The sequence below is a fragment of the Erythrobacter sp. JK5 genome (genome assembly GCF_018205975.1).
Lineage (GTDB): Bacteria > Pseudomonadota > Alphaproteobacteria > Sphingomonadales > Sphingomonadaceae > Erythrobacter.
Genome location: NZ_CP073577.1, coordinates 382,827 through 404,887 on the forward strand (window position 1 = coordinate 382,827; position 22,061 = coordinate 404,887).

General features: G+C 62.9%; 16 protein-coding genes. 8 read left to right on the forward strand and 8 right to left on the reverse strand.

Going from position 1 to position 22,061, the window contains the following annotated elements; translation table 11 throughout:
- Window positions 1–2 precede the first annotated feature (2 nt).
- Window positions 3–695 (reverse strand): DUF6445 family protein, encoded by a 693-nt coding sequence (locus KDC96_RS01730; protein ID WP_249171874.1) that lies wholly within the window; start codon window positions 693–695, stop codon window positions 3–5.
- A 407-nt stretch (window positions 696–1,102) separates the two neighbouring features.
- Between KDC96_RS01730 and KDC96_RS01735 the strand changes: the two genes are divergently transcribed.
- Window positions 1,103–3,874, forward strand: coding sequence for a TonB-dependent receptor (locus tag KDC96_RS01735; RefSeq protein ID WP_249171875.1), 2,772 nt, complete (start codon window positions 1,103–1,105; stop codon window positions 3,872–3,874).
- A 96-nt stretch (window positions 3,875–3,970) separates the two neighbouring features.
- Here the strand turns inward: KDC96_RS01735 and KDC96_RS01740 are convergent, their stop codons facing one another.
- From KDC96_RS01740 to KDC96_RS01755, 4 genes are read right to left on the reverse strand one after another with little or no spacing between them, the layout of a single operon-like run.
- Window positions 3,971–5,491 (reverse strand): tryptophan halogenase family protein, encoded by a 1,521-nt coding sequence (locus tag KDC96_RS01740; protein WP_212450171.1) that lies wholly within the window; start codon window positions 5,489–5,491, stop codon window positions 3,971–3,973.
- A 53-nt stretch (window positions 5,492–5,544) separates the two neighbouring features.
- On the reverse strand, window positions 5,545–6,573 hold the full coding sequence (locus KDC96_RS01745) for a LacI family DNA-binding transcriptional regulator (protein WP_212450173.1): 1,029 nt from the start codon (window positions 6,571–6,573) through the stop codon (window positions 5,545–5,547).
- 4 nt (window positions 6,574–6,577) lie between these two features.
- Entirely contained in the window at window positions 6,578–8,230 is a 1,653-nt protein-coding gene (locus KDC96_RS01750; RefSeq protein WP_212450174.1) for an alpha-glucosidase, read from the reverse strand.
- Window positions 8,230–10,080 (reverse strand): alpha-amylase family glycosyl hydrolase, encoded by a 1,851-nt coding sequence (locus KDC96_RS01755; RefSeq protein WP_212450176.1) that lies wholly within the window; start codon window positions 10,078–10,080, stop codon window positions 8,230–8,232. Before KDC96_RS01755 ends, KDC96_RS01750 begins: the two co-directional genes overlap by 1 nt.
- Before the next feature lie 305 nt (window positions 10,081–10,385).
- On the opposite strand from KDC96_RS01755, the gene KDC96_RS01760 reads away from it, so the two are divergent.
- Window positions 10,386–11,963, forward strand: a complete 1,578-nt coding sequence (locus KDC96_RS01760) for an MFS transporter (RefSeq protein WP_212450178.1) — start codon at window positions 10,386–10,388, stop codon at window positions 11,961–11,963.
- 3 nt (window positions 11,964–11,966) lie between these two features.
- The gene (locus KDC96_RS01765; RefSeq protein WP_212450180.1) at window positions 11,967–13,346 is read left to right on the forward strand and encodes an alpha-amylase family glycosyl hydrolase; all 1,380 of its coding nucleotides are present in this window, start codon (window positions 11,967–11,969) and stop codon (window positions 13,344–13,346) included.
- 1 nt (window position 13,347) lies between these two features.
- Here the strand turns inward: KDC96_RS01765 and KDC96_RS01770 are convergent, their stop codons facing one another.
- Window positions 13,348–15,033 carry a CRTAC1 family protein gene (locus tag KDC96_RS01770; RefSeq protein ID WP_212450181.1) on the reverse strand — a complete coding sequence of 562 codons (1,686 nt, stop codon included), beginning with the start codon at window positions 15,031–15,033 and terminating at the stop codon, window positions 13,348–13,350.
- 150 nt (window positions 15,034–15,183) lie between these two features.
- On the opposite strand from KDC96_RS01770, the gene KDC96_RS01775 reads away from it, so the two are divergent.
- The 4 genes from KDC96_RS01775 to KDC96_RS01790 all read left to right on the forward strand — a co-directional run bounded on the left by KDC96_RS01775 (window position 15,184) and on the right by KDC96_RS01790 (window position 19,192).
- A complete protein-coding gene (locus KDC96_RS01775; RefSeq protein WP_212450183.1) occupies window positions 15,184–17,259 on the forward strand; it encodes a glycoside hydrolase family 97 protein in 2,076 nt (691 codons plus the stop codon).
- Window positions 17,260–17,297: 38 nt separating this feature from the next.
- Window positions 17,298–17,660, forward strand: coding sequence for a DUF393 domain-containing protein (locus KDC96_RS01780; RefSeq protein ID WP_212450184.1), 363 nt, complete (start codon window positions 17,298–17,300; stop codon window positions 17,658–17,660).
- Window positions 17,661–17,733: 73 nt separating this feature from the next.
- Complete coding sequence (locus tag KDC96_RS01785; protein WP_212450185.1) at window positions 17,734–18,900, forward strand: alpha-hydroxy-acid oxidizing protein; 1,167 nt, start codon at window positions 17,734–17,736, stop codon at window positions 18,898–18,900.
- 133 nt (window positions 18,901–19,033) lie between these two features.
- A complete protein-coding gene (locus KDC96_RS01790) occupies window positions 19,034–19,192 on the forward strand; it encodes a hypothetical protein (RefSeq protein ID WP_212450186.1) in 159 nt (52 codons plus the stop codon).
- Window positions 19,193–19,262: 70 nt separating this feature from the next.
- Here KDC96_RS01790 and KDC96_RS01795 read toward each other — a convergent pair whose 3' ends face one another.
- Window positions 19,263–20,009, reverse strand: a complete 747-nt coding sequence (locus tag KDC96_RS01795) for a class I SAM-dependent methyltransferase (RefSeq protein WP_212450187.1) — start codon at window positions 20,007–20,009, stop codon at window positions 19,263–19,265.
- Window positions 20,010–20,025: 16 nt separating this feature from the next.
- A complete protein-coding gene (locus KDC96_RS01800) occupies window positions 20,026–20,769 on the reverse strand; it encodes a hypothetical protein (RefSeq protein WP_212450188.1) in 744 nt (247 codons plus the stop codon).
- A gap of 166 nt (window positions 20,770–20,935) precedes the next feature.
- Here KDC96_RS01800 and ald point away from each other — a divergent pair, with 166 nt between their 5' ends.
- A complete protein-coding gene (gene ald / locus KDC96_RS01805) occupies window positions 20,936–22,021 on the forward strand; it encodes an alanine dehydrogenase (RefSeq protein ID WP_212450190.1) in 1,086 nt (361 codons plus the stop codon).
- The last annotated feature ends 40 nt before the right edge of the window (window positions 22,022–22,061 follow it).

Here is a 22,061-nt window from a genome sequence, read left to right on the forward strand (position 1 = left end):
AATCAGTTGGGCCTGAAAAGGGCGTTGATCGTCAGACGGCCGGTACGCGGATCGAGCGGCAGCGGCGCGTGGTTGTCGATGATCCCGCTGTGGAGCACGTTGCCGCGATAGAATATCGCCTGGTTGAAGCTGCCGGGGCTGGCAAAGATGCGCTCGAAATGCGGCCCGCCATCCTCGATATAGCGCGCAGGGGGCAGGCCCGTCTGTCCGACCTCTTCTTCCAGCGCGGCCTTGTAACGCGGAAAGGTTTCCGCCGTCAGGCTCTCGAGACCGGTCGTCTTCTGGCGGAAAAAGGCCGTGCCCCCATGATCGGTGCGGTGCAGGTACAGCATCATCGCCACCAGGGCCGGATCGGTGCCATCGACATGCGGCAGGCGCTGCATCGGGATCAGCGCGCCCGGCGGCGTGGTCACTATCGAGAACCATACCTGCATGCCCCAGCCGCCGGTTGCCGGACCGAACGCCCGATCGAGCAGCGGCGAAAGCTGGGCGAGCCATGCCTTGGCGACCGCCCGATCAAGCGGCGCACGCAGCCCCGGATATTGCGGCGTTATCTTTGCAAAATTTTGCAAACACGCAGCTTCAATCGCAACTTCGGGCCGGTCCATGAAATCATCGATCGTGACAAGTTCATGGTTTTGCGTCGAAAATTCGGAGATTCTCGCATCATCGAGGGAAATCGCCCAGTTTTGCATGATGCTTTTGCGATCCCGCTCTCGTTCACAATCCTGCGATGAGCGTATCAAAGTCTTCGGGCAATTCCAACGAGGTGAATAATAAGCGTGTAAAATCAGATGGATATAAATTCATGACTGAGTGCCGATCCGATCGGCAAGGGACTGTGATCTTCGTTTCACGGCAAACAGGCGGCGTTCTGCCTGCAAAAGTGTGACGCCAGCGCCACAGCCTGTTGATTACTTCTGTCGGGATCGGAGATTTCATCAGGTAGAAGCAGATCAAGCACTTGAAAACGCATTAGTTTGAATTGCTAACGTGGGGTCGCGCACGATCTTGCGATTGGTGATTTACGTCGGCACAAATTGCCGCTATGAAAAAAACTGCAAACGCACGGATCGAACATGTGCGTCGGGGGAGAGTACTGATGGGATTTACGCGTAACTCGGCGAATGCTCGCCTGCTCAGCGGAGCGGCGATGGGTCTGGTGATGGTGGCAGGTGCGATGCCTGCGGCCGCGCAAGACACTGATACGCCTGCCGCCGAAGGCGAGGGCAACCAGATTGTCGTCACCGGTATTCGCAGCTCGATCGAGACTTCGCTCGAGGCCAAACGCGAAGCTACAAGCATCGTCGAAGTGATCTCGGCCGAGGATATCGGCCAGTTGCCCGACCTCTCGATCGCCGACTCGCTCGCGCGTTTGCCGGGCGTTACCGCCCAGCGTGTGCGCGGCCGTTCGCAGCAGATCTCGATCCGCGGCCTTGGTCCCGACTTCTCGCTTTCGCTGCTCAACGGTCGCGAAGTCGTTTCCGCCGGCAACAATCGCGGGATCGAATTCGACCAGTTCCCGTCGGAACTGATCAACCAGGGCGTCGTCTACAAGACCGGCGACGCGCGTCTCGCCGCGATCGGTATTGCCGGTGCGGTCGACCTGCGCACCGTTCGCCCGCTCGATTACAACGATCGCCGGATCAACGTTTCTGCCCGCTACGTCGTCAACGACAGCGGTGAGCTCAATCCGGATTTCAGCGCCGACGGATACCGCTTCTTCGCCTCGCTGATCGACCAGAACGCCGATGGCACGGTCGGCTGGTCGCTGGGCGCGACGGTGCAGTCGAACCCGACCCACTTCGTCTCGCGCGAGCTCAAGACCAACCAGTTCCAGGTCGCCCGCGATGCCAGCGGTCTGCTCTACGCCGCCGACAACCCGCGCCAGGGCGCGGTCAGCCGCGACTTCCAGCGCGTTTCGGTGGCGGGCACGCTGCAGTTCGAACCGCTCGACAATTTCAGCGCGACGATCGACGCATTCTATACGGATACCGAGGATGCCGGGATTTTCCGGGGCACCGAAACCCCGATCGCTTCGTGGAGCGGCGCCAGCTTCCAGAGCGCGACCGGTTCGGGTCCGTTCGCCGACAGCGCGACCTACACCGGCGTGGTTCCGATCCTGCGGACCGACACCGAAGGCAACGAAGCGCAGATCTTCGCAATTGGCGCGAACCTCGAATGGGGCGTGACCGACAACCTGACCTTCGTGTTCGACTACGGTTATTCGCATCTCGACCGCAACGATATCGATTACGAAAGCTATGCCGGGACCGGCCGCGCGCGTTCGGGTGCGCAGGACACGATCACCTTCAACACCCCGATCAGCGGGCGCTACAGCCTCGACACGCAGCTCGACTACACCAATCCGTCGAACGTCCTGCTGACCGATCCGGGTGGCTGGGGCCAGGTCGGCTTCATCAAGGAGCCGATTATCGAGGACGAGCTGGACCAGCTCCGCGCCGAACTCGATTACGAATTCGATGGTGGGTTCCTCAGCAGCATCACGGTCGGCTACCTTTACACCGATCGCAGCAAGAACTTCGATTCCAACGAAGCCTTCCTGCGGCCGACTGCGGCGTTCGTGAACGGGGCGCTGGCTGTCCCGACCAACGCCATCGTCGGCAGCACCGATACCAAGGGGCTGAACAACGACATTCTCGCCTACGATCCGTCGAGTTTCCTGACCGACGGAACCTATTTCGTCGAAAAGGCCACTTTCGACACCGAATGGGTAGTGGATGAGGAGGTGCACAACTTCTACGTCCAGGCGAATATCGACACGAAGCTTGGCAGCATGCCGGTGCGCGGCAATGTCGGCCTGCGCTACGCGGAAACGCGGCAGTCTTCGACCGGCACGATCGGTGGCGGTTTCGTCAACACCGTGACCGAAAGCTACGACGACTTCCTGCCGAGCGCGAACCTGAGCTTCGAGGTTGCTCCTGACCTGTTCGTCCGCCTCGCAGCAGCAAAGTCGATCACCCGTGCCCGTCTCGATCAGATGGCGGCGAACCAGAACATCACGGTCAATCCGCTGAGCTGTACCGATACCAACGGCGACCAGATCCCCGATACGGTCATCGGCTTCTCGCCGCCGCAGCTGGTGTGCTTCAATCTCGGCGGGGGCAATCCGTTCCTGCAGCCCTACGAATCGGTGTCCTACGACCTTTCGGTCGAGAAGTACTTCTCGCGCGGGACCGCGATCGTCGTGGCGGTGTTCCACAAGGACCTGTCGGACTGGGTGATCGATTTCAACGAGATCATCGACCTCGAACAGCAGATCAACAACGCCGGGTTCGGCGCGATCCTGACCAACGCGCCCGAACTGGCCACCGGTTCGTTCAGCGGTCCGGTCAACTTCGCTGACGGTTCTATTACCGGTATCGAGGGCACGATCCGGTTCGACTTCAAGGACTTCAGCTCCACGCTCGACGGGTTCGGCGGGTTCTTCAGCTTCACCTACGCCGATGCCGAAGTCGAAGACCAGAACATGGATTCGCTGCCGATCCCCGGCTATTCGGAGACCACCTGGTCGGGCGACATCTTCTACGAAAAGAACGGTTTCCAGGCCAAGATCGCAGCGCGCTATCGCAGCGGGTTCCTGTCCGAAGTGCAGAACTTCGACGGCAGCCTCAGCGGGGCCAATGCCCGCAGCGAGACCATCCTGGACGGCCAGATCGGCTACACGTTCCAGAACGAGGAGGGGCCGCTCAAGGGCCTGTCGCTGCAGTTCGAAGCGTTCAACATCACCGACGAACCGTTCGTGACCGAAAACGACCTGTTCGATGCGGGCGGCAACGAGATCGGGCAGTTCCCGAGCCGCCACGAAATCTATGGACGGACGTTCAACTTTACAGTCCGCAAGGCGTTCTGACGCCTTGAGGGTCGCATAGGGGGGATAAGGGGCTCGCTGCTTGCAGCGGGCCCCTTTTCATATGCGCCGTCGGGAGGGCGGTAGGTTGCTAGGCCGCTAGGCCGCGTGCGGAGAGCGGCAGTTCTGCGCGAGGAATTCCGCGTGCGACGGCATTTGCGCGACCGCTTCGCCCATCGCCTGCGCAATCGCCGCCATGCGTTCGCCGACCGGCACCTGGTCGCGCATCCGCGCCAGCGCAGGCGCGCGGAGGGGCACGATGTTCTGGCCGAGATACACCGCGATCCAGCTCGGATTCTTGAACAGCTCGCGCTCGTCGGACACCAGCAGGCCGTAGTTGCGGAAGTGATCGATCTTGTATTGCAGGCTGTCCGGGATCGCCATGTCCGCGGTGTAGCGCCACAGCTCGGAATCGTCGCGCTCGGTCGCCTTGTAGTGCAGGATCAGGAAATCGCGGATACGCTCGTATTCGGCGGTGGTCTGCGCGTTGTATTCGTGCGCGAGCAGCGGCGACATTTCCTTGTCCGGCATCAGCGCGATCAGCCGCAGGATGCCATACTGGATCAGGTGCAGGCTGGTCGATTCCAGCGGCTCCATGAAACCCGCCGAAAGCCCGATGGCGACGCAGTTCTTCTCCCAGAACTTGCGGCGCTTGCCGGTCACGAAACGCAGCGTGCGCGGGTCTGCCTGGGCCTCGCCGTCGAGCGAGGTCATCAGCTCGGTCGTCGCATCGTATTCGCTGATGAAGTCGCTGCAATGGACGTAACCGTTGCCGGTGCGGTGCTGTAGCGGGATGCGCCATTGCCACCCGGCCGATTTGGCGGTTGAGCGGGTGTAGGGCGCGATCGCATCGCCCTTGGCGCAGGGCACCGCGACTGCGCGGTCGCAGGGCAGCCAGTGCTGCCAGTTGTCGTAGCCCGCGTGCAGCGCATCCTCGATCAGCAGCCCGCGAAAACCGCTGCAATCGATGAAGAGCTCCGCCTCGTATTCTTCTCCGCTGTCGAGTGTCACGCTCTTGATGAAGCCGTTTTCGGCGCGCAGCGTGGCATCGACTACGCGGCCTTCGATCCGCCTGACGCCGCGTGCCTCGGCGTAGCGGCGCAGGAACGCCGCATAGAGCGTCGCATCGAAGTGATAGGCATAGTCAAAGGTGGACTGGATCTGCTGGCGATTGGGCGAGGGGTGCGAGAATACGCCCGCCTTCGCCATCGCCCAGCACATCGAGAATTCGTCGATCGGTTCCTGAATTCGGCCCGCGAAGCTTTCACGTATCCAGAAATGGTAGAACGGCACGCTGTCGAATTCGGCCCCGTACTGGCCGAACGGGTGGAAGTAGGCATGACCGAGCCGGGTCCAGTCCACGAACTGGATGCCGAGCTTGTAGGAACCGGCGGTTTCCTTGACGAAAGTCGCTTCGTCGATGCCCAGCCGCTGGTTGAAATGGCGGATCGGCGGGATGGTTGCTTCGCCGACCCCGACTGTGCCGATCGCTTCGGATTCGATCAGCGTGATCTGGCAGCTGCGCCCGAGCGTTTCCGCCAGCGCCGCAGCGGTCATCCACCCGGCGCTGCCGCCGCCGACGATGATGATCTTGTCGAGGGGGCGGTGCGGCTCAGTCATGCGTGCAATCGGGATGGTTCACGCGGCGCAGACTGCCCGGTCTGCGGCGCAAGTCAACCGCCGCAGCTTTCGCGGATCAGCAGGCTGGTTTCGAGCCGCTGCGAGGCGCCGCGCCCGCCCTTGCTGTCGATCAGCTTGGCAACGAGCATGCGCCCGGCCAGGTTCGCGTCCTGATCGATCGTGGTCAGGCGCGGGGTCACGAGGCCGGACGCGGGGATATTGTCGTAACCGACCACCGACACGTCCTCGGGCACCCGCCGCCCGCTGTGGGCCAGCGCGCGGATCGCTCCGATCGCGATCAGGTCGCTGGCGGCAAAGATCGCATCGAAATCGACGCCGCTGTCAATCGCCGAACGGGTCGCCACCTCGGCCGAATGGACGTCGAAATGTGCGGGCAGAGTCAGCCGCTCGTCATAGGGCAGGCCCGCCTGTTCGAGCGCTAGCCGATAGCCGCGATGGCGCTGATCGGCTTCGGGCGCTTCGGTATCGCCGAGGAACAGGATGCGCCGACGCCCCAGTCGCGCAAGGTGCGCCGTGGCCCGTCGCCCGCCTGCGAGATTGTCCGAACCGATCGTGCAATAGGCCGCATCGGCGAAGTCCGCACCCCAGACGACGAAGCGGTTGTCGCGCGCGGCGAGGCTGTTGAAGGCATCGTGCAGCGAGCTCTGGCCGATGAAGATCATCCCGGTCGCGCGGCTCGTGTTCATCGCATATTCGATGTCTTCCGCCGATCGCGGGCTGAGATGGCTGACGAGCAGATCGGCATTGCGTTCGCGCGCGGCCTCGGCGATCCCTGCGAGCAGTTCGAGGAAGAACGGGTCGGCGACCCGCGTTTCGCGAGCTTGCGGCGCCGGGACGATCACCGCGATCGTGGCTTCGGCCCCGATCGGCCCGTTGGGCATCGTGCGGCGGAAATCGTAATCGTGCGCCCGCGCGATCTTCCAGATTTCCTGCTTGGTCCGGCGCTTGACCGCCGGGCTGTCATTGAGCGCGCGCGAGACGGTCGAGATCGACACGCCGGCTTCGCGGGCGATATCCTCGAGCCGGGCCGACTTTCTGGTTCTTTCGCGCGCTTCTTGCATCCATTCAGCCCCTGCTGTCCGCCGCCCAGTAGCCCCAGCGTCCGTCGAGCACCACCGGGATCGCCGCCCCGCTCCCCACTTCGCCCGCATCCGCTGCGATCCGGCCTTCGGCGAATTCTGCGGGAGGTGTCCATTCCACGGGACTGTCGCCGAGGTTGAACGCGCATAGCACATCGCCCTGCGGTGCGGAGCGGACGAAGGCCACGATTTCCCCCGGCGTCTCGAGCAGCTCGCTCGCCCCATCGACGAGGGCCGGGAGCGTGCGCCGCTGCGACAGCAGCTGGCGCGTGTAGCTCAGCACCGAAGAGGGGTCCTCGATCTGACGGTCGATCGCCAGCGCGGCATGGTCGCGATCGACCTTCAGCCAAGTGCGGTTGGCGCAGGAAAACCCGGCCTGCGGTGCCCCGGCGGCCCACGGCATCGGCGTGCGCGCCCCGTCGCGACCCAGCGTGTGCGGCCAGTTCGCGATCGCCTCGGGATCGAGCAGATCCTCGAACGCGACGAAGCCCTGCGGCAGGCCGAGCTCCTCGCCCTGGTAGATGATCGGGTTGCCGCGCAGCGACAGCAGCAACAGCATGCTGAGCCGCGCGATCCGCTGCCGGTCCTCGCCGTCGCTCCAACGCGAGACCGAACGCGGCGCATCGTGGTTGGAGAACGCCCAGCTCGGCCAGCCTTCGCCGGGCGTTCCGTCCCAGTGCGAAAGCGACGCGCGCACCCGCTCGGCGGTCAGTTCCGGAGCGTATAGAAAGTCGAAATTGTAGGCGCTGTCGAGCCGTTTGCCGCCTTCGGTAAAGGCCTTCATTTCCGCAAGCGGGTCCGGCCCGCCAACCTCCGCGACGGTGAACCGGCCGTCGTATTCGTCGAGCACGTCGCGCAACCGCTCGAGAAACGCCGGGATATCGGGGTGCGACTGGTTGTACCGCTTGATCTGCATGTCGAACGGGCGGGTAACCTGCTCCATCGGTGCGCCCGAGGGCGGATTGTCGCGCAGCTGCGGATCGTGCATCGAGAAGTTGAGCGCATCGAGCCGGAACCCGTCGACTCCGCGATCGAGCCAGAAGCGCATGACGTCCAGCACCGCTTCCTGCACCTCCGGGTTGTGCACGTTGAGATCGGGCTGGCTGGTCAGAAAATTGTGCAGGTAGTACTGCTTGCGCGGCCCGTCCCATTGCCATGCCGAACCGCCAAACACCGATTGCCAGTTCGACGGCGGAGATCCGTCGGGCTTGGGATCGGCCCAGACGTACCAGTCGGCTTTGGGGTTGGTGCGGTCGGCGCGGCTTTCCTGAAACCACGCGTGTTCGTCTGACGTGTGCGAATAGACCTGGTCGATGATGACCTTGAGCCCCAGCGCATGTGCGCGCTCGATGATCCGGTCGAAATCCTCGAAGGTGCCGTAGCTCGGATCGATTCCGCAATAATCCGAGACGTCGTAGCCGAAATCTTTCATCGGCGAGGTGAAGAACGGCGAAATCCAGATCCCGTCGACGCCTAGTGTCGCGATATAATCGAGGCTGTCGGCGATACCTTTGAGGTCGCCGACGCCGTCGCCGTTGGTGTCGCGAAAGCTGCGCGGATAGATCTGGTAGATCACCGCGCCGCGCCACCATTCCGCGCCGCTTGCCGCGAACGCCTCAGGTTGGGTCGAGGTCGCCATTACTGTTTGCCCTCTTCGAGCACGCAGGCGGCATAGCCGAAAGCGGGCAGGACGATCCGGGCCACTCCCGGCGCCGCAAGGTCGGCAGGGCACTGGCCGAGCAGCGGGGCGATTCCGGCTGCACGATAGTTGATCTCGACGTTGCGCGAGATGCTCTCGCCCGATGTATTGAAAACGACCAGCACCCGCTCACCGCTCGCCGGATCGTGACGCTCGAGCGCGAGCAGACCGGGGCCTTCGTGATCGTATCCGCGAACGATCGTGAGGCCGCGCCGCAGCGCCGGGCTCGACTTGCGTGCCTCGGCGAGCGCGGCGACGGTGCGGTAGATCGGGTGCAGCGTGTCGAAATTGTCGTCTGCGGTGGTCGCATCGGTGCCGATCAGATCGTTGTCGTTGTAGACTTCGGTGAGGCTGGGGAACATGTTCTCGCGCGCCAGCTGATCGTTGCCGTCGCCGACGAATCCCTGTTCGTCGCCGTAATAGATCACCGGTGATCCGCGCAGCGTGAACATCATCGCATGGCCCAGCAGCACGCGATCGAGCAGTTCTTCCTGCGAAATGCCGGGATTGTCGGCCTTCACCAGAGTCGAGAACCGCCCCATGTCGTGATTGCCGAGAAAGATCGGCATGGCGAGGGCCGCTTCTTCGCCGCCTTCGTAATTCACGTCGCCCGCCAGCATGTCGGCCACGATCGCCGGGGAGGCATCGCGCGCAAGCGCACCGCGCACCGCAGACTGGAACGCGAAGTCGAGCACCGCAGGGAAACCGTCGCGGCGGGTGAACTGCGCGAGGAATCCGCTGTTCGGGCCTTCGGAGTAGACTTCTCCGAAGATGCGGAAGTCCGGAATGCCGGCCGTTTCCGCGCGTTCCATCATGGCGGGCACGAACTTCTGCCAGAACTCCGGATTGACGTGCTTGGCGGTATCGATCCGGAAGCCGTCGACCTTGGTGCGCTCGATCCAGTCTCCGAAAATTTCGATCATGCCGTCGACGACGCGCGGATGTTCGGTCGCAAGATCATCGAGCCCGGCGAAATCGCCATAGACGCTGCTTTCGCCGACCCAGGCCGAGTTGCCGCGGTTGTGATAGTAGATCGGATCGTTGAGCCAGGCAGGGACCTTCACGTTGCGTTCGGCCTCGGCGATCACCGGGGTGTAGGCAAAGGTGGCGTCGGTCAGCCTCGCCCAGTTTTCGGCCGTGGCGACGTCGTCCCCGGCGAAGCCTTCATTGATCGGCTCGCCGTCCGGCCCGCCGCGCCGCGAATAGGGGAAGTCGGCCTTGCTGCGATAGGTATAGCCGGTTTGTGCACCTTCCGCGTATCCGATGACGTCGGCAGTGTGGTTGGTGATGATGTCCATATAGACCTTCATCCCGCGCGCATGGGCGGCTTCGACGAAGGCTTCGAATTCCTCATTGGTGCCGAAATGGGGATCGATGCTGGTGAAATCGGTGACCCAATATCCGTGGTAGCCGGCGCTTTCCTGACCCGGATCGCCCTGCACGGGCTTATTCTTGAACACCGGTGCGAACCAGATCGCGGTGACACCCATGCCCTCGATATAGTCGAGCTTTTCGGTCAGTCCGGCGAGGTCGCCGCCGTGATAGAATCCCTTGTGAGTCGGGTCGAAACCGTGGGTCAGTCGGTCGCCCGCAATTCCGCCGAGGTCGTTCGACGTATCGCCGTTGGCGAACCGGTCCGGCAGGACGAAGTAGATGACCTCATCGCTCAGCTGGCGATCGGATTCGTCGCCAGCGCCAGCCTCGACATCGCTGGGCGGCTCGGTCATCGCCGATCCAGGACCGGCCATGATCCACGCGGCCCCCAGAATCGGTAGCAGGATTCGTTTCATCAATTTCCCCTCCGGGGATTTGAATGCCATCCCGGTTCGAAATTTGCAAATCTTTGTATTCGCCGATGCGATCCGGCTTTACGCGTAACTTATCGTGACATTTTAGATAGATGGAAACTCTTGTTCTTGCGAGAGTGCGCTTTAACCACAGCAAAAATGAAAGGTTCTTGCAAATCTTTGCAGGGTCGCCACACTAGCGCGTCGGACGAACGCCGCAGAAGCGTCGCTGGCATCGCTCGGAAAGCGATTGGGGAGTATGGGCAGTATGCGAGCGCGCTCGAACTGTCGATGGCGAGAGGGATCACATGACTGACGCAGCAATCGGCACCGGGCGCAAGCCGGCGATGAATCCGATGCAGATCTGGAACATGAGTTTCGGGTTTCTCGGGATCCAGATCGGGTTCGAACTGCAGAACGGCAATGTCAGCCGGATCTTCCAGACGCTCGGCGCCGAAGTGAACGAACTCGCGATCCTGTGGATCGCGGCGCCGATGACCGGGCTGATCGTGCAGCCGATCATCGGCCACATGTCCGACAACACATGGGGCAGGTTCGGACGGCGGCGGCCCTACTTCCTCGTCGGCGCGATCCTGGCGAGTCTCGCGCTGTTCATCATGCCCAACTCGCCTGCGCTGTGGGTCGCGGCCGGGATGCTGTGGATCATGGACGCCTCGCTCAACATCACCATGGAGCCGTTCCGCGCCTTCGTCGGCGACAACCTGCCCGACCGGCAGCGAACGCGCGGCTACGGGATGCAAAGCTTCTTCATCGGTGTCGGCGCGGTCATCGCGGGCGCGCTGCCGTGGGTGATGACCAACTGGATGGGTCTGTCCAACGTCGCGCCCGAGGGGCAGATCCCGGAAACGGTCCAATGGGCGTTCTATATCGGTGGCGCGGCATTGCTCGCCGCGGTGCTGTGGACGGTGTTCAGTACGAAGGAATACAGCCCCGAACAGATCGCCGCCTTCGAAAAGGCCCGGCACGAGGCGTTGGGGATCGTCGAGGGTTCGGTCGAGACGATCCTGCGCAGCGCGCGGCAATTCCTCGCTGGCGGGGCGGTGTGGGTCCTTGCAGGGGTGATCGTCGCCGCGCTGGTCGCCTTGGGTCGCTCTGGAGACGGCGGGATCGAGATCGGCAAGGAGCTGTTTATCCTCGCGGGACTCATCGCGGCTTTCGGCGTCATCCAGTTAGTCGCCGGATATCTGCGCAACCACGAACTCGACGACAACGGCTTCATGGAAGTTGTGAACGACCTGTTCGCCATGCCCAAGACCATGCGGCAGCTCGCCGTAGTCCAGTTCTTCAGCTGGTTCGCGATGTTTGCACTGTGGATCTACGGCACCCCGGCGGTCACCGATTTTCACTTCGCCTCGCCAGATCCGACCACGCAGGGATATCAGGACGGCGCCGACTGGTGGAGCCTGATGGGATCGGTGCGCAACGGGCTGGCGGCTGCGGCCGCACTGATATTCGTGATCGTCGCCGCCAAGATCGACCGACGCAAGCTGCACAGTGTCAATATGGCGATTGGCGCGGTCGGCTTTGCATTGATGATCGTGATCCGCGACCCCGCACTGCTGTGGGTGGCGCAGATCGGGCTCGGCATCGCCTGGGCCTCGATCGTATCGCTGCCCTACGCAATCCTCGCTGGCTCGGTGCCGGCGAAGAAGATGGGCATTTACATGGGCATCTTCAACATCTTCATCGTCGTGCCGCAGCTGATCGCCGCGACGCTGCTCGGCTTCCTGCTGACGGTGTTTTTCGACGGAGCACCGATTTACGCGATGGCGATCGGTGGGATTTCGTTCCTGCTCGCATCGATTGCGACCCTGTTCGTGACCGACGGAGCCAGCGCGCTTCAAGAACAAGCAGAGGGAGCCTGACCCATGCGCAAATTGCTCTCGGCCCTGGCCCTTGGGACGGCACTGGCACTGACCGGCTGCGAGGCCGCGCCTATATCCACCTACGAACCGCAGCCCTATGTGAAGATCGCCGCGCCCGACTGGACCCGCGACGCGGTGATCTACCAGCTCAACACCCGCCAGTTCACCAAACAGGGCACCTTCGCCGCCGCGCAGGAGCAGCTGCCGCGGCTGGCCGAGATGGGCGTCGATATCGTGTGGCTGATGCCGATCCACCCGATCGGCGAAGAGAACCGCAAGGGCGGAATGGGCAGCCCCTATTCGGTCAGGGACTACCGCGCGATCAACCCCGATCTCGGAACCGAGGCGGAATTTCGCGCCTTCGTCGATACGGCGCACGAGCTCGGGCTGAAGGTTATCCTCGATTGGGTCGCCAACCATTCGGCGTGGGACAATCCGCTCACCGGTGAGCATCCCGACTGGTACACCCGGACGCCCGAAGGCGAGATGATGCCGCCGCTCGGCACCGACTGGTCCGATGTCGTCGATTTCGATTACTCGAACCCGGAGCTGCGCCGGTACATGACCGAAAGCCTGACCTACTGGGTCCGCGAGTTCGGGATCGACGGTTACCGCGCCGATGTCGCCGGGTTCGTCCCGCTCGATTTCTGGGAAACCGCGCGCGCCGAGCTGGATAAGGTCAAGCCGGTCTTCATGCTCGCCGAATGGGAAACACCCGATTTGCACGCCCGCGCCTTCGACGCGACCTATGCGTGGAAATGGAAGGAGGCGATGCAGGAGCTGGTCGCCGATGGCAGCGGGGCCGGAGCCGTACGTGGATACTACGCCACGCAGGAAACCACCTGGCCGCGCGCCGCCTACCGGATGACCTACACCGACAATCACGATCAGAATTCGTGGGACGGGGTCGCTTCGCAGATCTACGGTCCGGCCTACGAGGCAGCGATCGCGCTCAGCTTTGTCGGGCCGGGCATGCCGCTGATCTACAACGGGCAGGAAGCCGATCTCGACCGGCAGCTGGCGTTCTTCGAGAAGGACGAGATCGAGTGGAAGAAGGGACGCTACGACGGTCTCTTCCGCCAGCTGATCGCGCTTCGCACCGAAGAACGGGCGCTGTGGAACGGCGAGCATGGCGCACCGATGGTCGATGTGCCGAGCGACGCCAGTGCCGATGTGCTGAGCTTCGTGCGCGGCGCGAAGGGCGAACGCGTGTTCGGTGTTTTCAACCTGTCTCCGCGCGCGCAGTCGGTCGGCTTCGAACGTGCCCGCCATCATGGCCACTATGTCGATGCGCTATCCGGCGAGGCCGCAACCTTTGGCGAGAACGACGAACCACTGGCGCTCGCGCCGTGGGGTTACCGGATTTTCCGCGAGGCAGATTGAGCTAGGGCTGATCGATCACCAGCGACTGACCCGCCACCACATCTGCGCGGATCGTCTGGGTCCCATCGGGCCAGATCACCCGCAAGCCGCCCTGCGTGTGGGGTCCCATGCCGAACAGTTGCACCGTCGAGTTGTGCGAGGTGAAGTTGCTGTTGATGCTCACCATCCGCGTCTGCGTCGTATCGGCGATCGTCAGCTGAATGATCGCTCCCACGGCGAAGGTGTTGGGCGCTTTCCCGCGCAATCGCACCTTGATTGCGTTCGCACTCGCCAGCTGGTTTTCCCAGTAATGGGCGGAGCCAATCGGTTCGGCGGTCAGCAGCAGCACGTCGACATCGCCGTCATTGTCGAAATCGTCGCACACGATGCCGCGTCCCTGGTCGGTGTCGAGCATGTTCGAAGCGGCGGCCGCATCCACGAAAGTGCCGTCACCCCGGCTCATCCACAGCCGGCTCGTGTCGTCGACATAGAGCGAGGCCGATGGGTCCTTGCCCGCTTCCCAGCCATTGGTCTGGTAGATATCGAGCCAGCCGTCGGCGTTGAAGTCGGCGAAGCACGATCCCCAGCCCCAGCCACCCGGCTCGACCCCTGACGCCGCCTCGCGCCGGAAACTTGCTCCACCGAGATTGCGGTACAGCCGGTTGCCGTTGATCGAGGACACGAACCAGTCGAGATCGCCGTCGTTGTCGAAATCGCCGACCGCGCTGCCCATGCCGTTTTCATCGTCGGGGGTGAAACCGACGCCGGAAAACGTGCCGTTGCCGTTGTTGACCAGCACTTTCGATCCGCGAAAGTCGGAAACCATGAGGATATCGAGATCGCGGTCGCCATCGATGTCGGCGAAGTTGGGCGCGAAAGTATAGTCGTAATTCGGCCCGAGCACCCCGGTCGGCAGTTCGAACGCGAGCAGGTTGGCGACCCCGCTGACCTGGCTGGCCGGCGTGAACCGGACCTTGCCCGGCGTCGAATCGTTGCGCCACAATGTCTCGGTCTCGCCCGGAACCGAGGGATTTCGCGGCGTGCCCCAATGGGCCATGAGTATGTCGAGATCGCCGTCCGCGTCGTAATCGCCGAGTGCCATGGAGATCGTCTGCGCGCTCGAGGCGTTGTCGAGACCCGATCCGGCGGTCGCGTCGGTGAAGCTGCCGCTGCCATTGTTTGCGAAGAGCTTGGTCGGCCCGCCCTGGAGCCCGCCGAGCAGCAGATCGAGATCGCCGTCGCCATCGACGTCGGCAAATGTCGGTCCGCTGTGGCGACCGTTGGAAGTTCCGCCGAGCGAATAGGCAAGACCGGCCGCCGCTGCGCGGTCCTCGAACCGGGCACCGCCCTGGTTGACGTAGAGCCGGTTGGGGCCGCTGTCGCCGCGCGCGACAAACACATCGAGATCGCCATCGTTGTCGATATCGCCCGACGCCGCTCCGCCCGCGAATTGCGCCACCATCGGATTGAGTCCGGCGGAAAAGCCGAAGGAGTGCACCACCTGCATCTGCGTGGTGCGGTCGGCGAAGGTGGTGTTGGCTCCGACCGGCAGGGTTGCGCTGGCCGGCGGCGGGCTGGGCGGGGGCGTCGGCCCGCCCGCGACCGCGCCTGCGCCCGAAGTCGAATTCCCGTCGCCGCCCCCGCAGCCGGCCAGAGCCAGTGCGAACGTGCTGGCCGCCAGCGTCGCGAAACTGCGCAATGTAACCATCGAACCCCTCCCGGCGCGACCGTTTCGCCGTGCTCCGTGCAAAAGTTTGCAGAGATTCCTCTTGGAGAAAAGGGGGATTCTCATATTATGCGCATCGCAGAGCTGATAAATTTGCAAAAATTTGCAATCACCAGCGCTGGAGAGGGACAAATGCTGGGTTCTTGGATCAAAATTGTCGTCGCGGCACTCGTTGCACTGCTTTCGACTGCATCGCTGCACGCCACGACTCTCGAGGTATCGTCGCCCGATGGGAAGATCACCGTCGCGGTCTCGGACGACGGTGGCCATGCGACTTACACCGTGAGCTACGATGGCGAGGTGGTGATGCCGGCTGCGCGGCTTGGCCTGCTGTTTGCCGATCATCACGGCCTCGAGGACGGGCTGGAGATCAGAGGAACGGCCGATGTCACGGCGACCGACGAAACATGGGAACAACCCTGGGGTGAGCGGCGATTGGTCCGCAACCACTACAACGAGCTGCGCGTAGGCTTTAGCCCCAAGCAAGGCCCTGCGCGCGCGATGATTGTTGAATTCCGTGTCTTCGATACCGGCCTCGGCTTTCGTTATGAGGTGCTACAGACCGAGGCGCTGCAAGGCGACATCCGCATCACCGACGAGCTGACCCAGTTCAACATCGGCGGTGACGCCGATGCATGGTGGACGCCGAGCCGCCAGTTCAACCGCTACGAATATATCTACCGCACCGGCAAGGCGGCGGTGGTCGACGATGCGCATACGCCGGTGACCTTCCGCCAGCCGAGCGGGCTGCATATCTCGATCCATGAAGCCGCGCTGGTCGATTATTCCGCCATGTCGCTGCTCGCGCTGCGACCCGGCAGTTTCGAAGCGGCGCTGCGGCCGGGTTCGGACGGGATCAAGGTTCACACCAGGGCTCCGTTCAGGTCTCCGTGGCGCACGATCCAGATTTCTCCCGATGCAGCGGGCCTGATCAATTCGGACATTATCCTCAACCTCAACGAGCCCAACAAGCTCGGCGACGTCTCGTGGGTCGAGCCCGGCAAATATGTCGGCATCTGGTGGGCGATGCATATTCGCGAGCGCACCTGGGGCAATGACGGCATTCACGGAGCGACCAACGAGGAAACCCGCCGCTATATCGATTTCGCCGCCGAGCACGGCTTCAAGGGCGTGCTGGTCGAAGGCTGGAACGTCGGCTGGGACGGGGACTGGTTCAACAATGGTGAATTGTTCCGCTTCACCGAAGCCTATCCCGATTTCGACCTCGAAGAGCTTGGCAAATACGCCTTGTCAAAAGGCGTGCGCATCATCGGCCACCACGAAACCTCGGCCAATGTTGCGAACTACGAAGCGCAGATGGGCGACGCATTCGACCTCTACGAAAAGGTCGGCGTGCGACAGGTCAAGACCGGCTATGTCGCCGATGCGGGCGATGTGGTGCGCTACGACGAGAACGGCATCAGGAAATACGAATGGCACGACAGCCAGTTCATGGTCGATCATCACCTGCGGGTCGTGACCGAAGCGGCCAAGCGCAAGATTGCGATCAACGCGCACGAGCCGGTGAAGGACACCGGGCTGCGGCGCACCTATCCCAACTGGATGACCCGCGAAGGCGCGCGCGGCATGGAGTTCAACGCCTGGGGCTCGCCGCCGAACCCGACTTCGCATGTCTCGACGCTGGCCTTCACCCGGATGCTCGCCGGCCCGATGGATTTCACGCCCGGCATCTTCAACCTGCGGCCCAACGAGAAGCCGCCGGTGCGCGAGGACATGCAGCGCGGCGACCCGTCGAACCGTCCGCAGACCACGCTCGCGAAGCAGCTGGCGCTGTATGTCGTCCTCTACTCGCCGCTGCAGATGGCGGCCGATCTGCCCGAGCACTACGAGGAGCGGATGGACGCCTTCCAGTTCATCAAGGACGTGCCGGCCGACTGGGAGGAAAGCGTCGCGCTGGCAGGCGAAGTGGGCGAATATGTCGCCATTGCGCGGCAGGAGCGTGGCGGGACCGACTGGTTCCTCGGCGCGGTTACGGACGAGACGCCGCGCGACATTGCCGTGACGCTCGATTTCCTCGAACCCGGCGCGACCTATCTGGCTGAGGTCTATCGCGACGGCGAAGACGCGCACTGGGACACCAATCCCTACAGCTATGTGATCGAGAGCCGCGAGGTCCGCGCTGGTGAAACCATGACGCTCCCGCTCGCCTCGTCGGGCGGGGCGGCGGTGCGTTTCATCAGGCAGTAGCGCTTGGAACGATCGCGCGGAGGGTGCATTGAAGCGGAGTGTCTCAAGCGCTCTCTCCCAAGCTCAAGGTGTGGTTCGACGGTGCGTGTCCGTTGTGCCAGCGCGAAATCGCGCTGATGCGGCGGCTCGACCGGAATGGCGCCATTGACTTCGTCGATGTGTCCGACAGTGCCGACCCGTCCTGCCCGGTGGACCGGAGCGAACTGCTGGCCCGCTTTCACGCTGAAGAGAACGGCAGGGTGCTGGACGGGGCGGCGGCCTTCGCGGCGATGTGGCGGGTAATTCCGCCCCTGCGCCCGCTCGGCCTGATAGCTCGCAACGCGGCGGTGCTGAAGGTGCTCGAATGGCTTTACCTGCGTTTCCTCAGGATCCGACCGCGAATCCAGCGCCTGCTGCGCTGACCCCACAATTCGCTTGCCCGCGCGGCGCGCATCGGCTCAATCTTCCTTCAGGGAAAGAGGGAGTGGACCACCGATGAGCTATTTCGGCGCGATGCAGAACGAAATCTACAATGCCGGTCTCAAGGGGATCCTGCCCGCTTTCCCGGTCGATTTCGCCACGCTCGAAAAGCGCGCGCACGAAGCGCTCGGACCGATGCTGACCAACTATGTCGCGGGCGGCTGCGGCGACGAGCACACGCAGGACCAGAATGCCGAGGCCTTCCATCACTGGGGCATGATCCCGCGCATGATGGTCGACTGCGCCGAGCGCGACCTGTCGATCGAGATCTTCGGCCAGAAATACGACAACCCGCTATTCATGGCCCCGATCGGGCTCAACGGCGAAGCCTCGCAGGATCGCCACGGCGATATCGCTGCGGCGCAGGCTTCGGCGGCTACGGGAGTGCCGTTCTGCGCTTCCACGCTTTCCAACGATCCGCTGGAGGATGTCTACACCGCCTGCGGCGACACCGCGCCGTGGTTCCAGCTCTACACCTCGCGCAACAAGGACGTGGCCGAAAGCATGATCCGCCGCGCGGAGAAAGCCGGGTACAAGGCGCTGGTGGTCACGCTCGATACCTGGGTGACCGGATGGCGCCCGCGCGACCTCAACGCGTCGAACTTCCCGCAGCTGCGCGGCAAGGTGCTGCGCAACTACATGACAGATCCGGAGTTTCTGAAGTTGCTGCCCAAGCCGCCCGAGGAAGATTTCGAAACCGCGATCATGATCTGGGCGGCGACCTTCGGGCAGGTGCTGACATGGGAGCACCTCGAATGGTTCAAGTCGGTCACCGATCTGCCTATCGTGCTCAAGGGAATCTGCCACCCGGATGATGCGCGCAAGGCCGTCGATCACGGGGCCGATGCGATCTACTGTTCGAACCATGGCGGGCGGCAGGCGAATGGCGGGATCGCCACCATCGATCTGCTGGGTGACGTGGTGAAGGCGGCAGGTGACCTGCCGGTGCTGTTTGACAGCGGAATTCGCTCGGGCAGCGACGCGGTCAAGGCGCTGGCGCTAGGGGCGACCGCCGTGGGTGTGGGCCGACCCTATACCTATGGCCTCGCGATCGGCGGGGCGAAGGGGGCCGAATGGGTGCTCCGCTCGATCCTCGCGGAGGCCGATTTGCTGATGGCAGTCAACGGCTACCCGACGCTTGCAGCGGTGCGCGAAGCAGGGGCGATCCGGACCGATCGGTAAGGTTCGCAAGGCCCCTCGTTTCCAGGAATTGTATGGAAACGACAAATTTGGATTCAGTTTTCCACAGTTTTGCTGTTAGCTTGACGGCCTAACGAATCGCGAATCGGGCAAATCCGACACGGGGACGCGAAACATGGTACGACCGACGATCAGTTCCAGCGGTCCGGACGCAATGGGCCGGACCTTCTGCCATACCGACGAGAGCTCGCGCCGCGCGCGCTACGGACGCATTCAGCCGATGCATTCGCATGGGCCGTTGCGGCGAGTGATCGAGCGCCTGCTCGCGCGCTAGGCGACAGCCGCTCTCTACAGTCCAGGCTGGGTGTTCTGCCAAGCACGCGGCCTGGGTCGCGCGGCACCGCTCAGCGAGGATTGCAGACCAGAATCATGCGCTCGCAATCCGGGCCGATCGTCGCGCATTCCGAATCCAGCCGATATTCGCTGAAGCGCGCCACCGTCTGCCAGCCGGCGGCCGTCAGCATCTTTTCGGCCGATCGCGGGGAATAGCATTCAAGCTCGAAGTCGATGACGCAATCTTCTGACGCGCCACCCGAATATCGCCAGGTCGATTTCACACAGTCGCGTTCGGGATCGTGCAGATAGGTCTCGTGAAATTCAGTTCCGCTCGCGAGCACGCGGTTTCGCTTCAGGTCCCCGTTCTTCCTGAACCAGTCGCCGTTGAAACTGTCGATCAGCAACATCCCGTCGCCCACCAGCGAACGGCAATTTGCGAAGAAACGCGCCTCCTCCTGTTTCGGAAAATAGCCGAGCGAGGTGAAACATCGAACGATGTTGGCGATGCCGACCGGCGCGAATTCCGACGGGATCGCGAAGAAATCGGCATGGATGAAGAACGCATTGGGCACCTTGCGATGCAGCGCCTTGGAAAGCAGTGCCTGCGACAGATCGACTCCGACATAGAAGGCCGACGCACCCGCCAGGATTTCGGCCCAGCGCCCGTTTCCGCATCCGAATTCGAGCGTGCCGCGATCCGAAGCGCCGAACCGGCGGACGATCGTTTTGAAGAATGCGGCGCTTTCGGGGTCGTCATTCGCACCGGCGACGATCGCTTCGAACATATCCGCCTGATCGACGAACATGTCTTCCATCCATCGCTGGTATCGCTCACTCATCTCCGGCGAGGACGCTCGAGATCGATTGACCGGCCGAGAAGGACTTGCGCCAGAGTTTGTTCAACCGGTCGTTTTCGGAGTCCGGAATGGTCCCCTCGCTGCCTTCCCAGATCGGTGTCGGCGACATCAGGACGGGGCTCAGGAATCCTTCAGCATCCCAGGTCTTGAGCACGCAGACGCCAGCGTGGACGTTATGAAACTGTTCGCCGGCCTGGGGAAAGATCTGGACGACGTGCGGCTCCGCTCCGCCTTCGGGCCGCTGGACGAGGATGAGCCGCAAGCCGACCAGATAGCCTTCGATCCGGTAGGTCGAGTATCCGCCCGCCGGGCGCGGAACAGAAAGGCTGGCGAGCAATTTTCCCGGAACGTCGATCAGCGAGAAGTCGACCTTGCGATAGCGCCAGGTTTCCCGATCCTCGACCTTGGTCTGGATATAGTGGTGCCAGACCTTGCGAAAATGCACGAGGTTTTCGCGATCGGAATAGATATCCGACTGGAGCGTATTGGCGACGAGTTCCTTGATATGGGTAAGCCCGCTCGCATCGATGATCGAACTCATTACCAGACCAATACAGGCACCCAGAGCGCCGCCACCGATGGCGATGAACAGCGGCCCGATAAAGGTATTTTCGCCGAGCAGGAAGCCGACCGTCATCAACAGGGCGCTGATGACGAAAGAAGCGGCAAGAAAAGCCAGAGACTGCTTCTTGATCAGGCTGGTGAGTTCGGAATTCATTTCGATTTCAAAACATAAAGCACCTTTCCGGTCAATCCGGACGGTCCAGCCCCCGACCGGCAGCCTTCCTCCCATTCGTCGGCGACGTGGAGGCAAACTCGTTCCATTTGAAACTTTCTTGCGCAGGGTCTAGCGGGGAGCTTCCCCCAGAGCGCAGGAGCGAATCATGCTGGTCGGCGTACCCAAGGAAATCAAGAACCACGAATACCGGGTCGGACTGACACCCGAATCGGCGCGCGAATATGTCGCGAGCGGACACGAGGTGATCGTCGAGACCGGTGCGGGGTTGGGCATCAGCAAGACCGATGATGATTACCGGGCTATCGGCGCGCAGATCGTCGATACAGCGGAAGAAATCTTCGCTCGCGCCGACATGGTCGTGAAGGTCAAGGAACCGCAGCCGAACGAGTGGGTGCAGCTGCGCGAAGGACAGATCCTGTTCACCTATCTGCACCTCGCGCCGGACCCCGATCAGGCCCGGGGTTTGATGGAATCGGGCGTGTCGGCGGTCGCTTACGAGACCGTCACCGCGTCAGACGGGTCGCTGCCGCTGCTCGCGCCGATGAGCGAGGTTGCGGGGCGTCTGGCGGTCGAGGCCAGCGCGCATTCCAGCCACGCCAACAATGGCGGGCGCGGTATCCTGATGGGCGGTGTGCCCGGCGTGCTCCCGGCCAAGGTGGTGGTGATCGGCGGCGGCGTCGTCGGCACCCATGCGGCGCGCATGGCGGTGGGACTGGGGGCGAATGTCGAGATCATCGACCGTTCGCTGCCGCGGATTCGCGAGCTCGACGAGCTGTTCGAGGGGCGCGCGACCACGCGCTTTTCCAACGCCGGGACGATCGAAAACGCGATCACCGATGCCGATGTGGTGATCGGGGCGGTGCTGGTGCCCGGCGCCAGCGCGCCCAAGCTCGTGACCCGCGACATGCTCGGCCTGATGCAGCATCGCGCGGTGCTGGTCGACGTCGCGATCGATCAGGGCGGGTGTTTCGAAACCTCGAAACCCACGACCCATGAAAACCCGACCTTCCTGGTCGACGACATCATTCATTACTGCGTCGCCAACATGCCGGGCGCGGTGCCGCACACCTCCAGCTATGCGCTCAACAACGCCACTCTTCCGTTCGGATTGGCGCTGGCGAACAAGGGTTTGCAGGCCTGCGAGGACGATCCGTATCTCAAACCCGGTCTGAATGTGCACGCGGGCATGATTGTAAATTCTGCAGTCGCCGAGAGCCTCGGCTTCGCTTAGTTGCAGAGAATCGAACAAATGGTGTGCCGGATTCGCGGGT